The sequence below is a fragment of the Streptosporangium sp. NBC_01469 genome (assembly GCF_036227305.1).
Taxonomy (GTDB): Bacteria; Actinomycetota; Actinomycetes; order Streptosporangiales; family Streptosporangiaceae; genus Streptosporangium.
Map to the genome: position 1 here is coordinate 8,602,174 of NZ_CP109465.1, position 13,742 is coordinate 8,615,915.

The 13,742-nt window shown below is 71.2% G+C and carries 11 protein-coding genes; 8 read left to right on the forward strand and 3 right to left on the reverse strand.

Annotation, left to right across the window (positions count from 1 at the left end; translation table 11 throughout):
- Positions 1-22: 22 nt before the first annotated feature.
- A complete protein-coding gene (locus OG587_RS37410; protein WP_329083525.1) occupies positions 23-1,321 on the reverse strand; it encodes an extracellular solute-binding protein in 1,299 nt (432 codons plus the stop codon).
- A 176-nt stretch (positions 1,322-1,497) separates the two neighbouring features.
- Here OG587_RS37410 and OG587_RS37415 point away from each other — a divergent pair, with 176 nt between their 5' ends.
- The 8 genes from OG587_RS37415 to OG587_RS37450 all read left to right on the forward strand — a co-directional run bounded on the left by OG587_RS37415 (position 1,498) and on the right by OG587_RS37450 (position 11,671).
- The gene (locus OG587_RS37415; protein ID WP_329083526.1) at positions 1,498-2,508 is read left to right on the forward strand and encodes a LacI family DNA-binding transcriptional regulator; all 1,011 of its coding nucleotides are present in this window, start codon (positions 1,498-1,500) and stop codon (positions 2,506-2,508) included.
- Positions 2,509-2,737: 229 nt separating this feature from the next.
- A complete protein-coding gene (locus tag OG587_RS37420) occupies positions 2,738-4,105 on the forward strand; it encodes a glycoside hydrolase family 30 protein (RefSeq protein ID WP_329083527.1) in 1,368 nt (455 codons plus the stop codon).
- A 93-nt stretch (positions 4,106-4,198) separates the two neighbouring features.
- Complete coding sequence (locus tag OG587_RS37425; protein ID WP_329094118.1) at positions 4,199-5,227, forward strand: Gfo/Idh/MocA family protein; 1,029 nt, start codon at positions 4,199-4,201, stop codon at positions 5,225-5,227.
- Positions 5,218-6,057 (forward strand): PmoA family protein, encoded by an 840-nt coding sequence (locus OG587_RS37430; RefSeq protein WP_329083528.1) that lies wholly within the window; start codon positions 5,218-5,220, stop codon positions 6,055-6,057. Before OG587_RS37425 ends, OG587_RS37430 begins: the two co-directional genes overlap by 10 nt.
- Before the next feature lie 173 nt (positions 6,058-6,230).
- Positions 6,231-6,926, forward strand: coding sequence for a cupin domain-containing protein (locus tag OG587_RS37435; protein WP_329083529.1), 696 nt, complete (start codon positions 6,231-6,233; stop codon positions 6,924-6,926).
- 163 nt (positions 6,927-7,089) lie between these two features.
- Positions 7,090-8,775: a DNA polymerase/3'-5' exonuclease PolX gene (gene polX, locus OG587_RS37440; protein ID WP_329083530.1), complete on the forward strand. Its 1,686-nt coding sequence runs from the start codon at positions 7,090-7,092 to the stop codon at positions 8,773-8,775.
- 333 nt (positions 8,776-9,108) lie between these two features.
- Complete coding sequence (locus OG587_RS37445; RefSeq protein WP_329083531.1) at positions 9,109-10,629, forward strand: WS/DGAT/MGAT family O-acyltransferase; 1,521 nt, start codon at positions 9,109-9,111, stop codon at positions 10,627-10,629.
- A gap of 106 nt (positions 10,630-10,735) precedes the next feature.
- The gene (locus OG587_RS37450; RefSeq protein ID WP_329083532.1) at positions 10,736-11,671 is read left to right on the forward strand and encodes an aldo/keto reductase; all 936 of its coding nucleotides are present in this window, start codon (positions 10,736-10,738) and stop codon (positions 11,669-11,671) included.
- Between the two features lie 95 nt (positions 11,672-11,766).
- Here OG587_RS37450 and OG587_RS37455 read toward each other — a convergent pair whose 3' ends face one another.
- Positions 11,767-13,377 (reverse strand): solute symporter family protein, encoded by a 1,611-nt coding sequence (locus tag OG587_RS37455; RefSeq protein WP_329083533.1) that lies wholly within the window; start codon positions 13,375-13,377, stop codon positions 11,767-11,769.
- On the reverse strand, positions 13,374-13,703 hold the full coding sequence (locus OG587_RS37460) for a DUF485 domain-containing protein (RefSeq protein WP_329083534.1): 330 nt from the start codon (positions 13,701-13,703) through the stop codon (positions 13,374-13,376). The genes OG587_RS37455 and OG587_RS37460 overlap by 4 nt, the downstream gene beginning before the upstream one ends.
- Positions 13,704-13,742: the final 39 nt, after the last annotated feature.

Consider the following 13,742-nt stretch of genomic DNA (forward strand, 5'->3'; position numbering starts at 1 on the left):
GTCACCGTCTTCATCCGGGCGGCTACTCCGACTCCGACTTGGCCGTCTCGGTGACGGCTTGGACGACCTCCTGCGGCGTCTTGGTGCCCCCGATCAGCTCGGCCACGGCGTCGTTGACCTCCTGGCCGACGGCCGGCGGGTACTCCTGGTCGAGGTAGAGCTGGAAGCCGCTCGCGGCCGACAGCGTCTCGGAGACCGTCTTGATGTGGGGGTCGGTGACGGCCGCCTCCTCACCCGTCTTGAGCACGGGCAGGACCGCTCCGGCCTTGACGGCCTTGCTGTGGTTCTCCGGCTTGAGCGCGAACTTCAGGAAGTCCAGCGCGGCGGGCGGGGCGTCGACGCCCAGGGCCAGGCCGCCGCCGCCGCCGAACGCGTCGCCCGCGGCGCCCTTGCCCCCCTCCACGGCGGGGAAGGTGAAGAACCCGAGGTCGTCGCCGAGGCCCTTGCCGGCGTCCGCCTGCACGGACGGGGCCCACTGGCCCATCAGCTCCATGGCGGCCTTGCCGTTGCCCATGGTCGCGGCCTGCCCGTCGGGGGTGGAGTAGTCGGCACCCTGGAAGCCCTTCTGGAACGGCTGGAGGTCGACGAGCTCCTTGAGCCGCTGCCCGGCGGTGACGAAGTCCGGCCCGGTGAAGTCGTTGGTGCTGCCGGCCTGCTTGAGGGCGTCCAGCCCGGCCACCCGCATGGCCAGATAGGCCCAGTAGTAGTGGCCCGGCCACTTGGCCTTGCCCGCGAGGGCGATCGGGGTGGTCCCGTCCGCCTTCAGCTTCTTCACCGCGTCCAGATACTCGGTCCAGGTGGCGGGCGGGGCGGTGATGCCGGCCTTCTCGAACAGCGCCTTGTTGTACCAGAAGCCGACCATGCCGATGTCGGTGGGCAGCCCGTAGGTCTTGCCGTCGAACTGGTAGGCGGACAGGGCCGCCGGGGTGAGGGCGCCGATGACGTCGCCCGCGTCGGACGACAGGTCCTTCACCAGGCCCGCCTCGATGTGCTGCTTCAGGACGCCGCCGCCCCAGGTGGAGTAGAGGTCGGGCGCCTTTCCCGACTGGGTGAGCGTTGCGAGCTTGGGCTTGTAGGAGTCGTTCTCGATGGCGATGTTCTTGATCGTCACATTCGGATGGGCCGCCTGGTAGTCCTTGATGAGGTTCGCCCAGAACCCCTTGAGGGGTTCCGCCGTCGCCAGGTTCCAGAACTCGAAGGTGACCTTCTCCGAGCCGGTGCTCGCGCCGGGTTGGGCCCCGTTTCCGTCTTCGCTCGTACCGCAGGCTCCAAGAAGCAGCGCGGACAACGCCAGAGCCACCACGCCTCGCCGACTCAGCATGGGGATCCCCTTTCGGGAGGTAAGGTGAAAGATTTCATATATTCCCCGAATATTTCGTGATCCGGAGAATAGGTAAACTCCCGGTTACACGTCAATAGCCCCGTGGTAGCGATCCCGGACGGCGACGACCACCTCCCCCGGAAAGCCTCCGAAAGGTTTCAGTTAGTATTCGCCGCATGCCAACCAAGCCGCGCGTGACGATCGCCCTGATCGCCGAGGAGGCCGGGGTCTCCGCGCCCACGGTCTCGAAAGTCATCAACGGGCGGCCCGAGGTCGCGTCCGAGACCAGGCAGCGGATCGAGCGCCTGCTGCACAAGCACGGCTACCAGCGCAGGACCGGCCAGGGCGACGCCCCCGTCGGCCTGGTCGACCTGGTCTTCACCGAGATCGAGAGCCCGTGGGCGATGGAGCTGGTGCGCGGCGTGGAGACCGCGGCCCGCGAGGTCGACGCCGGGGTGGTCGTCTCGGTCCTGCACAGCCACGCGGGGCCGGGCAGGGACTGGGTGGAGCGGATCGCCGCCCGGCGCACCGACGGGGCCATCCTGGTCGGCTCCCGGATCAGCGCCGACCAGCACGGCCAGCTGGCCGCCAGGTCCATCCCGTTCGTGGTGGTGGACCCGGAGGGCGAGCCGCCGCCCGGGGTCGCCTCGGTCGGCGCCACCAACTGGAACGGCGGCCTGGCCGCCACCCGCCACCTGCTGGAGCTGGGCCACCGCAGGATCGGGATGATCGGCGGCCCCGCCGGCATGCTGTGCAGCCGGGCCCGCGTCGACGGCTACCGGGCGGCGCTGGAGACCGCGGGGATCGCGGTGGACACGGCGCTCATCAGGTACGGCGACTTCCTGGTCGGTTCCGGCCGCGACCACGGCCACGCCCTGCTGTCCCTGGACGAGCCGCCCACCGCGATCTTCGCCGGCAGCGACATGCAGGCGTTCGGCGTCTTCGAGGCGGCCAGGCAGCGCGGCCTGCGGGTTCCCGACGACCTGTCGGTGGTGGGCTTCGACGACCTGCCGCTGGCACGTTCCGCGTGGCCGCCGCTGACCACCGTGCGCCAGCCGCTCCAGGAGATGGCGGAGCTGGCCACCCGGATGGTGCTCGGGCTCGACCGGGGCGGGCACGAACCCCGGCGGGTGGAGCTCGCCACCGACCTCCTCGTCCGCGACAGCACCGCGCCGCCGGCCGGCTGACCCCCGCCCGGCGGCGCCCGCGGCGATCGGCCTCCCTCACCCCCCGGCTCCGCTCCCCGCCCGGCTCACCCCCGGCCATGCTTCCCGCCCGGCGGCCCTCCCGTGCACCGGCCGCCCCTTCTCCACTCACGCCCTGACCGGCTGTTGACGACCGCCCCCGAAACATTTACGGTACTCGACACGAAATGTCTCGGTAATCTTGTGAAACTTTCGGAAAGCGGGTTTCCGCATGTCTCGACATCACAGGGCACTGCTGGCACCGGTCCTCGCGCTCCCCCTCCTCGGAATCAGCCCGGCCGCCATGGAAAACGCTTCCCAGATCCGAGTGGACCATCACGGCGTCCTCCAGAAGATCGACGGCTTCGGCTTCTCGCAGGCGTTCCGGCGCAACGAGCTGGTCCGCGCGCTGCCCGCCGCCAAGCAGCGGGAGATCCTCGATCTGTGGCTCAGCCCGGAGAAGGGCGCGGGGCTCAGCATCCTGCGTCTGGGCATCGGCTCCTCCCCCACCGGCAGCCCGTACGACCTGATGGCCTCCATCCAGCCCGAGGACCCCGGCGGGCCCACCGCGCCCCCGAAGTACGTCTGGGACGGCGAGGACGGCGGCCAGGTCTGGCTGGCCAAGGAGGCCAGGCGCTACGGCGTGACCCGCTTCTACGCCGACGCCTGGAGCGCCCCCGGCTACATGAAGGACAACGGCTCCGACAGCAACGGCGGGACACTGCTCCCCGAGTGGCGGCAGGCGTACGCGAACTACCTGGTCCAGTACGCGAAGTTCTACGCCAAGGAGGGCATCAGGATCACCGACATCGGGTTCACCAACGAGCCCGACCTCACCGTCTCGTACGCCTCGATGCGGTTCACCCCCAAGGAGGCCGCCGAGTTCGTCAAGGTGCTCGGCCCCACCGCGGCCCGCACCGGCCTCAAGGTGGTCTGCTGCGACGCCGCCGGCTGGTCCCAGCAGCGCGAGTACACCGCCGCCATCGAGGCCGACCCCGTCGCGCGGCGGTGGGTCGCCACGCACGCCGGGCACCCCTACGTCAGCCCGGTGGACGGCCCGCTGCCCACCGACCGGCCCGTGTGGATGTCGGAGTGGTCGCCCGACGGGACCACCTGGAACGAGGAGTGGGACGACGGCAGCGGCTACGACGGCTTCGCGGTCGCCCAGCAGATCCACGACTCGCTCACCCTGGGCAAGGCGAACGGCTACGTCTTCTGGTTCGGCGCCTCGCGCGGCGCCACCCGGGGACTGATCCAGATCGACGAGGCCACCTCGACCTACCGCGTCTCCAAGCGCCTGTGGGCGCTGGCCGCCTACAGCCGCTTCGTCCGCCCCGGCGCGGTCCGGCTCTCCGTCGCCGCGGCCGACCCGGCGCTGAAGGTCACCGCCTTCCGCAACGCCGGGGGGTCGGAGGTCGTGGAGATCCTCAACACCTCCGCCGCCCCCGTCACCACCCGGATCACCACCCGCCCCGGCCGGGCCACCGCCTACCTGACCAACCGCGAACACTCACTCGCCGCCACCCCGCTGCCGGGGCTGAGGCCCGGCAGGAGCCTCACCCTCGCCCCGCGCTCCCTGACGACCGTCGTCGTCCGGTGACGCGCCCGTGAGCGCCGTCCGGGTCCCGTACGCGCGACGTCCTTCCCGCGGCCGGAGGCCGGGGGGGTCATCCGTACCGGGAGGACCGCGGTGATCCGGGTGGCGGTCGCGGGCGCCGGCGGCATCGCCGGGATCTGCCACCTGCCCGCCCTGCGCGCCGAGGCGCGCAGGGCGCGGGTGGTGGCCGCCGCGGACGTGGACGAGGCGCGGGTCAGGGCGTTCTGCGCCGAGCACGCCATCCCGGGGGCGTACACCTCCCTGGAGGCGATGCTCGACGCGGAACGGCCCGACCTCGTCCACCTCTGCACCCCGCCGCACCTGCACGCCGCCCAGGCGGTGGCCTGCCTGAGGGCGGGCGCCTGGGTGTGGATCGAGAAACCCGCCTGCCTGTCGCTGGCCGAGTACGACCTGATCTCGGCGGCCGAGGGGCCCGGCTACGCCTCGGTCGTCTCCCAGCACCGGTTCGGCTCCGGCGCGCGGCACCTGCGCGCCCTCGCCCCCGAGCTGGGCCGCCCGCTCGTCGCGCTCTGCGTGACCGCCTGGTACCGCGACCACGCCTACTTCGAGGTGCCCTGGCGCGGCCGGTGGGAGACCGAGGGCGGCGGCCCCACGATGGGACACGGCATCCACCAGATGGACCTGATGCTGTCGGTCCTCGGCGACTGGTCCGAGATCCGCGCGATGACCGGCACGCTGGACCGCCGGATCGAGACCGAGGACGTCTCGATGGCCGCCGTCCGCTTCGCCTCCGGCGCGATGGCCTCGGTGGTCAACAGCGTGCTGTCCCGGCGCGAGGAGAGCTACCTGCGCTTCGACTACACCGAGGCGACCGTGGAACTGCGTCACCTGTACGGCTACCGCAACGCCGACTGGACCTCCACCTCGGAGCGCTGGAACCCGCCCGCGGACCTGCCGAGCTCGCACGAGGCGCAGCTGGCGGAACTGCTGGACGCCTACGAGCGCGGCGAGCGCCCGCCCATGAGCGGCCCCGAGGGGCGCCGGGCGCTCGAACTGATCACGGGCCTGTACGCGTCGGCGTTCACCGGCCGGCCCGTGCTCCGCGCCGACCTCACCCCCGGCCACCCCTTCCACCACCGCCTGGACGGACGCGCATGCGACTGACCTTCACCGAACGCGGCGTCGAGATCCTGCACTACGTCCACCGGCCGGAGACGCCGGTCTTCGAGTCGCCCAAGCCGTACTTCCACCCGATCAGGACCCTGGCCGGGGACGTGGTCAGCGCCTACCGCCCGCACGACCACCGCTGGCACCGGGGCCTGCAGCTGACCGTCTCGGACCTGTCGGGGGAGAACTTCTGGGGCGGCGGCAGCTATGTCCGCGAGGCCGCCGGGTACGTGGACCTGCCCAACAACGGGACCATGCGGCACGAGGAGTTCCTCGCCCCCGGCGTGGAGCGCCTGACCTGGCACACCCAGGGCGGCGAGCACTGGGTGGACGAGGTGCGGACCTTCGGGGTGCGGGACGTGCGGGAGGACTCGTGGGCGCTGGAGCTGTCCACCGCGATCACCAACGTGCGCGGGGAGGACCTGGTCTTCGGCAGCCCCACCACCAACGGCCGCCCGATGGCCGGGTACTGCGGCCTGTTCTGGCGCGGGCCCCGCTCCTTCGAGCACGGGCGGGTGGTCGCGGAGAGCGGCGAGGGGCCGGAGATGATGGGCCGGGAGTCGGCCTGGCTCGCCTACACCGGCCACCACGACGAGGTGGACCGCTCCTCCACCCTGCTGTTCCAGAGTGCCCTGCCCGCCGTCTGGTTCGTCCGCACGACGCCGTTCGCGGCCGTCAACCCGTCCATCGCGTTCCATCGCGAGCTGGTCCTGCCGCCCGGCGCGACGCTGCGCCTGGGCTACCGGATGGTCGTGGCCACCGGTGCGTGGGACCGCCCCCGGCTGGAGGCGTACGTCGGGGAACACCCGTATCCGGAGGGGACGTAACGGCCTCGCGCCGCGTCCGGCGGGGTATGACCGGTCCCGAGAAGTTTTCGGCGGAAACGTCCGGCAGGAGCGTTCGGCCGAGGTTCGACAGGAGTCCAGCGGGAGCGTTCGGCAGAAGCCCGGCAGGAGTTCGGCAGAAGCTCGGCAGGAGTTCGCAGGAACGAGGAGGACCCGTGTTCGGCACAGGCGTGAGCGATCTGACCGTCTACGACTGGCCCGCCGAGGACGGCCTGCGCGGGGGGTCGCCCCACCTGCACACGCTGTGCGCCGAGGCGTACGCCGTGGTGGCCGGTTCCGGCGCCGTCCAGACCCTGACCTGGAGCGGGTACCAGGAGACGGCGCTGGCCCCCGGCGCCGTCGTCCGGTTCACCCCCGGCACAGTCCACCGCCTGGTCAACGGCGGCGGCCTGCGCATCGTGGTCCTCATGCAGAACAGCGGCCTGCCCGAGGCCGGTGACGCCGTCCTGACCTTTCCCCCCGGCGTCCTCGCCGACCCCGCCCGGTACGCCGCCGCCGCGCGCTCGGCCCCGCGCGAGCGACGCGACCTGGCCGTCGAGGGGTTCCTCCGGCTCCGCGCCGAGGGCCGCCCCGGCTTCGCCGCCTTCCTGGAGGCCGCCGCCGGGCTCGTCGCCCCCCGCCTGGACGCCTTCGAGTCCCGCTGGCGCGACGGCCCGCTGCGCGCCGCCGAGACGACGGGCGCCCAGCTGGCGGCCCTGCGCGCCGGCGACCTCGCCCACCTGCGCGAGGCCGCGGTCACCCGGGTGCCCTCGGTGCCCCGCGACGGCATGTGCGGCCACCTGCTGACCTACCCGGCGGATCTCCCCGATCTCCCCGGCGTCGCCGAGCACGCCGAGCACGGCCGGGACTGAGGGCCGCGAGGGGACCCAGCGGGGGCACAGCGGGGATCCAGACCACCGGGCGGCGCGGCGGCGCGCGCCGCCCGGTTCTCCTGCCGCCGGGTTTCCCGTGACGGCCGGTCTCCCGTGACGGCCGGAGCCGGGAAATGTCGGTGCGATCTTCTAGGCTGGACCCATGGCACGAGCTAACGATGACGTCGCCGCCGCCCTGGAGGAGTACGCCGAGCTGTTCGCGATGAACGGCGGCGACGCGTTCCGGGTCCGCAGTTACCAGAAGGCCGCCAGGGCGATCGCCGGGTTTCCCGACGACATCACGACCGTGCCCGTGCGGAGCGTCTCCGGGGTGGGTGAGGCGATCGCCAAGAAGGTCGAGGAATACCTGGAGCGGGGCAGCTTCCGGCAGCTCGACGACCTGCGGGAGAAGGTCCCCCAGGGGGTGCGGCGGCTGACCCGGGTGACCTCGCTCGGGCCGAAGAAGGCCGTCTTCCTCTTCCAGGAGCTGGGCATCGACTCCCCCGAGGCCCTGGTGAAGGCCATCGGGGAGGGGCGCCTCGACGGCGTCAAGGGCTTCGGCGCCAAGACCGTGGAAAACCTCCTGAAGGGCGTCGAGCACCTCGCCGAGCACAGCGCCAGGATGCACACCGGGACGGCGATGGACCTGGCCGAGCGGGTCATCGCCTCGCTGCCGGGCGCCGAGCGGATCGCCTACGCCGGGTCGCTGCGCCGGATGAAGGACACCGTCGGCGACATCGACATCCTCGTGGTCGGCCCCGAGTCGCTGATGGACGACTTCAAGGCGCAGCCCTACGTCGCGGAGGTCGTCGCCTCGGGCGAGAAGAAGACCTCGATCCGCACCGCCCAGGGCGTCCAGGTCGACCTGCGCCTGGTCCCCGCCGAGTCGTGGGGCGCCGCGATGATGTATTTCACGGGTTCCAAGGAGCACACCGTGCACCTGCGGGAGATCATCGTGAAGAGGGGCTGGAAGCTGTCGGAGTACGGCCTGTTCGACGGCGACCGGGTGATCGCGGCCGCGACCGAGGAGGAGGTCTTCGGGGCGCTCGGCATGGAGTGGATCCCGCCGACCCTGCGTGAGGACGGCGGCGAGATCGCCGCCGCGCTCAAGCACGAGCTGCCCAGGCTGGTCACCGTCGAGGACCTCAGGGGCGACCTGCACACCCACACCGACCTGACCGACGGGATCGCCCCCCTGGAGGACATGGTCGCCGCCGCCGCGGCCCGCGGCTACTCCTACTACGCGGTGACCGACCACGCGCCCGACCTCGCGATGCACCGGATGAAGCTGGAAAAGGCCCTGGAGCAGCGCGAGCGCATCCGCGAGCTGCAGAGGAAGTATCCGAAGACGCGGCTGCTGCACGGCAGCGAGCTGAACATCGCCCCCGACGGCTCGGTCGACTGGCCCGCCGAGGTGCTGGAGGGCTTCGACGTGTGCGTGGCCAGCGTCCACTCGCACTTCAACCAGTCGCGCGCGGAGATGACCCGGCGCTTCGTCGCCGCGTGCGAGAACCCCAACGTGCACATCATCGGCCACCCGACCACCCGCAGGATCGGCATCCGCCCGCCGGTGGACGCCGACTGGGACGAGGTGTTCCGCGCCGCGGCCCGCACCGGCACCGCGATGGAGATCGACTCCTTCCCCGACCGCTCCGACCTCCCCGCCGACCTGGTGCGGCTCGCGCACCACCACGGTGTGAAGTTCTCCGTCGACAGCGACGCCCACGCGGTTCCGCACCTCGACAACCAGCGGTTCGGCATCGGCGTCGCCCAGCGCGGGTGGCTCACCACCGACGACGTGATCAACACCTGGCCGCTGGAGCGGCTGCTCGCCTTCCTCGGCCGGTGAGGTGACGGCCGAGGACGGCGGGGGCGTGTCGCCTCTCGCATATTACCTATTTTTCTGGTAGGAAATAGAGGCAATAGAGACGGCGCCGGACATCCATGGACGAGTATTTCCTTCGGAAAAGATCGTCAGAGTGACCCCGTCCGGAAGGCGTGTCTACCGTGTGAAATGGGAAGGTTACGCAGGGCGACGATCGGCGGGTCTCCACGCCTCGCCGAGGAGACGTCCGAAAAACGCCGGAGGTCCTACGGAGGAAACGAGAGGGAAACGTGCCGACGTGATGATGGCAACACGTGTTCTCCGATTTCTCGCATTTTCCGCTGGGAGGCCCGACCGATGCGCCAGCTGACCGCGCTCGACGCGCAGTTCCTTCACGCCGAATCGGCGACCACGGCGGCCCACGTCGCGGGGCTGGCCATCCTCGACCCCGCCTGCTCCAGGCTGGGAGCCGTCACCCGCGAGTGCCTGGTCGGGCTGCTCCGCGAGCGGCTGCACCTGGCCCCGGCGCTGAGGTTGCGCCTGGCCACCGTGCCGTTCGGCCTCGACCGTCCTTACTGGACGGAGGACCCCGATCTCGACGTCGCCGGCCACGTCCACGAGGTGACCCTCGCGGGCCCCGGCGACGACGCCCAGCTCGCCGAGAAGGTGGCCAGGATCCACGAGCGGCACCTCGACCGGACCCGCCCGCTGTGGGAGATGCACCTCATCCACGGCCTGACCGGCGGCCGGGTCGCCCTGTACGCCAAGGTCCACCACTGCGCCATCGACGGGGTGTCCGGGGCGGAGCTGCTCGCGGCGCTGCTGGACCTGACACCCGAGCCCCGCGCCGTCGAGCGGCCCGCGCCCGGACCGCGGACCACCGCCCCCGGCCTGGCCGGCATGCTCGCCGGGGCCGTGGCCAGGACGGTGCTCCAGCCCGCCAGGACGCTGTACTCGCTGGGCCGCATGGCGACCGAGCTCGACACGATGCCGCTGACCTCTGCCCTGCCCGGCGCCCGGCAGGTGGCCGCCGCCACCCGGATGATCGCGGGGAGGGCGCCGGAGCCGTCAGCGCCCTCGGAGCCGCCCATGCTGACCGCGCCGCGCACGCCGTTCAACGGCCCGATCGGCGCCGAGCGGCGCTTCTCCTACGGGTCGATCCCGCTCGCGGACGTCAAGCGGGTGGCCAAGAGCGCGGGGGCCAGCGTCAACGACGTGGTCATGACGCTGTGCGCCTCGGCGCTGCGCGCGTGGCTGCACGAGCGCGACGCGCTGCCCGACCGGCCGCTGATCGCCGCGGTCCCGGTCGCGGTCCGCACCGCGAGCGCGCAGGACGTGGTCGGCAACCAGATCTCCGTCATGGTCACCCCGATCCCGACCGACCTGGCCTGCCCCCGCGAGCGCCTGCGCGTCATGGCCGGGACGATGCTCGCCGCCAAGCGGCGCTTCGCCGGCGCCCCCACGGCCTGGCTGGGCGAGCTGTCGTCGATGCTGCCCTCGGCCGTCACCGCGCTGGCGACCTCCGCGGTGTTCCGGCTGGCCTCGATCGTGCTGCCGCCGATCAACCTGATCGTCTCGAACGTGCCGGGGCCGCAGCTCCCGCTGTACCTGTGCGGGGCCAGGGTGCTCGCCTACCACCCCATGTCGGTGCTGACCGACGTGAGCGGCGGGGTCAACATCACCTGCTTCTCCTACGACGGCTCGCTCGACTTCGGCATCCTGTCCTGCCCGGACCGGGTGGCCGACGTGTGGCGGCTCATGGGCCACCTGCGGGAGGCCATGGACGAGCTGATGGAGCAGGTCGAGCCGGCCGTGCCGACCGTGCGGATCGCCCCGGTGGGGCACCCCCCGCCGGTCAGGGAGATGGTGCCCGCCTGAGAGCGGCGCGGGCCCGCTCCCCCGCGGAGCACCCGGGCGGGGCCGGTCGAGATTCCCGGCTCCGGCTGCGGGAGGCATTTCGATGGTCAAGAAATAGAGTTGGCCCATGAGCTTTTCTGAGCTGAACCTGTTCCCTCTCTGCCTTGGCGGCAACGTATTCGGCTGGACCGCCGACCGGGACGACTCCTTCGCCGTCCTGGACGCCTACGCGGAGGCGGGCGGAAACCTCGTCGACACCGCGGACTCCTACTCCGCGTGGGTTCCCGGGCACGCCGGCGGGGAGTCGGAGACCGTGATCGGCGAGTGGATGGCCTCTCGCCGCAACCGCGACCGGATCGTGGTGGCGACCAAGGTGGGTTCCCTGAGCGGCCGCACCGGGCTGTCGGCGGCCACCATCCGCGCGGCGGCCGAGGACTCGCTCCGGCGGCTCCGTACGGACTACATCGATCTGTACTGGGCCCACATCGACGACGCGGCCACCCCCCTGGAGGAGACCCTCGGCGCGTTCGACGAGCTGGTCACCGAGGGCAAGGTACGCAACATCGGCGCCTCCAACTACAGCGCCGAGCGGCTCGCGAAGGCACTCGCGATCTCCGAGGGGGCCGGTCTGGCGCGGTACGGGGTGCTGCAGCAGCACTACAACCTGGTCGAGCGCGACTACGAGGGCGCGCTGCGCGACGTGGTGGCCGAGGCGGGACTGACCAGCACACCGTACTTCGGCCTGGCCCGCGGCTTCCTGACCGGCAAGTACCGGCCGGGGGTCACGGTGGACAGCCCGCGGGCGGCCAAGGCGTCTGAATACCTGGAGTCCGAACGCGGCCCGCGGGTGCTCGACGCCCTGGACAAGGTGGCCGCCTCCCACGGCGCCGCCCCTGCCACCGTCGCGCTCGCCTGGCTCGCCGCCCAGCCCACGGTGGCCGCGCCGATCGCCAGCGCCCGCAATGTCGAGCAGCTCCGGCCGCTGCTCGCGGTCGCCGACATGACACTGTCGAAGGACGAGCTCGCCCTGCTGGACGAGGCGTCCGCGCCGGCCAGGGGATAAACCGGGAGCGCACGACGACGGGGCCCGGCCGCGACGCGGCCGGGCCCCGGGTTCCCGCACTTCCGTACGAGGTGTACGGGGGGTCGGTACGGGGTTTAGTGGGGGGTGGCCTTCTCGGCGCCGATGCCGGTGAGCGAGCGGACCTCGATCTCCGCGTACTTCTCGGCGCTGTACTCCTTGCTGAGGCGGGCGCCGATGAACCCGGCCAGGAAGCCGATCGGGATCGAGACGATGCCGGGGTTGCTCAGCGGGAACCAGGCGAAGTTCGCGTCGGGGAACAGCGCGGTGGCGCTGCCGGAGACGACCGGCGAGAAGATCACCAGGACCAGCGCGGAGACCAGGCCGCCGTAGATGGCCGAGACCGCGCCCGCCGTGTTGAACCTCTTCCAGAACAGGCTGTAGAGGATCGCGGGCAGGTTTCCTGAGGCCGCCACGGCGAACGCGAGCGCGACCAGGAAGGCCACGTTCTGCCCCTGGGCGAGGATGCCGAGCCCGATGGCGACCGCGCCGATGACGAAGGCCGAGATCCTGGCGACCAGGATCTCCTCCTTGTCGGTGACGTTGCCGCGCTTGAACACGTGCGCGTACAGGTCGTGGGCGAAGGAGGAGCTCGACGCCAGCGTCAGGCCGGCGACGACCGCCAGGATCGTGGCGAAGGCGACCGCCGCGATGACGGCCAGCAGGATGGTGCCTCCCACGTCGCCGAAGATGGCCTTGCCGACCGCCTCAGCGAGCATCGGTGCCGCCGTGTTGCCCGCCTTGTCCTGAGCCACGATCGCCTTGCCGCCGACCAGGGCCGCCGCGCCGAAGCCGAGCACGAGGGTGAGCAGGTAGAAGGTGCCGATGATGCCGATGCCCCACAGGACCGACTTGCGGGCCTCCTTCGCGGTGGGGACCGTGTAGAAGCGGATCAGGATGTGCGGCAGGCCGGCGGTGCCGAGGACCAGCGCCAGACCCAGGCTGATCAGGTCGATCTTGCCCGCGAGACCCTGCGCCTCGGTGCCGTACCTCTGACCCCCGTTGAGGAAGGCGTCGCCCTTGCCGCTCTGGGCGGCGGCCTCGCCGAGCAGGCCGGACAGGTTGAAGCCGTAGTGGCCGAGCACCAGCAGGGTGACCAGGGTCGCGCCGCCCATCAGCAGCACGGCCTTGACGATCTGCACCCAGGTGGTGCCCTTCATACCGCCGACGACCACGTAGATGATCATCAGGACACCGACGCCGACGATCGTGAGCGCCTTGCCCGTCGGCGAGGTGACGCCGAGCAGCAGGCCGACCAGCGCGCCCGCGCCGACCATCTGGGCCAGCAGGTAGAAGATCGACACCGTGATGGTGGAGACGCCCGCCGCCGTACGGACCGGGCGGGGGCTCATCCGGAAGGCCAGCACGTCGGCCATGGTGAACTTGCCGGAGTTGCGCATCAGCTCGGCGACGAGCAGCAGCGCCACCAGCCAGGCGACCAGGAAGCCGATCGAGTACAGGAAGCCGTCGTAGCCCGACAGGGCGATGATGCCGGCGATGCCCAGGAAGCTCGCGGCCGACATGTAGTCGCCGCCGATGGCGAGGCCGTTCTGCACGCCGCTGAAGGACCGGCCGCCGGCGTAGTAGTCGGTGGCGTCCTTGGTGTTGCGGCTGGCCCAGAAGGTGATGCCCAGCGTCCCCGCGACGAAGAGCAGGAACAGGATCGTGGAGAGGGTCTGGTGGCTCATTCGGTCTTCCCCTCGATACCGTGGCGGATCTCGTCGGCCAGCGGGTCGAGCTTCTTCTCGGCGAAACGGGAGTAGGCCCAGGCGATCCCGAACGTCGACACGAACTGGAGCAGACCGAAGATCAGCGCCACGTTGATGTTGCCGAAAACCTTCGTGCCCATGAAGTCGCGCGCCCAGGCGGACAGGACGACGTAAAGCAGGTACCACGCGAGGAACGCCGCGGTCATCGGGAACGCCCAGGCCCGGAAACGCCTCTTCAACTCCTGGAATTGGTCGTTGGCCTGAATTTCTTCGTAGACCGATGAATCATGTTGCCTGGCGGTCACGGGACCTCCCAAAATGTGATCTGGATCACGGACAACGTA

Bases quoted from the DNA above. Each gene is read 5' to 3' on its own strand.
- OG587_RS37410 (WP_329083525.1), bottom strand. From the start codon at position 1,321: ATGCTGAGTCGGCGAGGCGTGGTGGCTCTGGCGTTGTCCGCGCTGCTT.
- OG587_RS37415 (WP_329083526.1), top strand. From the start codon at position 1,498: ATGCCAACCAAGCCGCGCGTGACGATCGCCCTGATCGCCGAGGAGGCC.
- OG587_RS37420 (WP_329083527.1), top strand. From the start codon at position 2,738: ATGTCTCGACATCACAGGGCACTGCTGGCACCGGTCCTCGCGCTCCCC.
- OG587_RS37430 (WP_329083528.1), top strand. From the start codon at position 5,218: ATGCGACTGACCTTCACCGAACGCGGCGTCGAGATCCTGCACTACGTC.
- polX (WP_329083530.1), top strand. From the start codon at position 7,090: ATGGCACGAGCTAACGATGACGTCGCCGCCGCCCTGGAGGAGTACGCC.
- OG587_RS37445 (WP_329083531.1), top strand. From the start codon at position 9,109: ATGCGCCAGCTGACCGCGCTCGACGCGCAGTTCCTTCACGCCGAATCG.
- OG587_RS37450 (WP_329083532.1), top strand. From the start codon at position 10,736: ATGAGCTTTTCTGAGCTGAACCTGTTCCCTCTCTGCCTTGGCGGCAAC.
- OG587_RS37455 (WP_329083533.1), bottom strand. From the start codon at position 13,377: ATGAGCCACCAGACCCTCTCCACGATCCTGTTCCTGCTCTTCGTCGCG.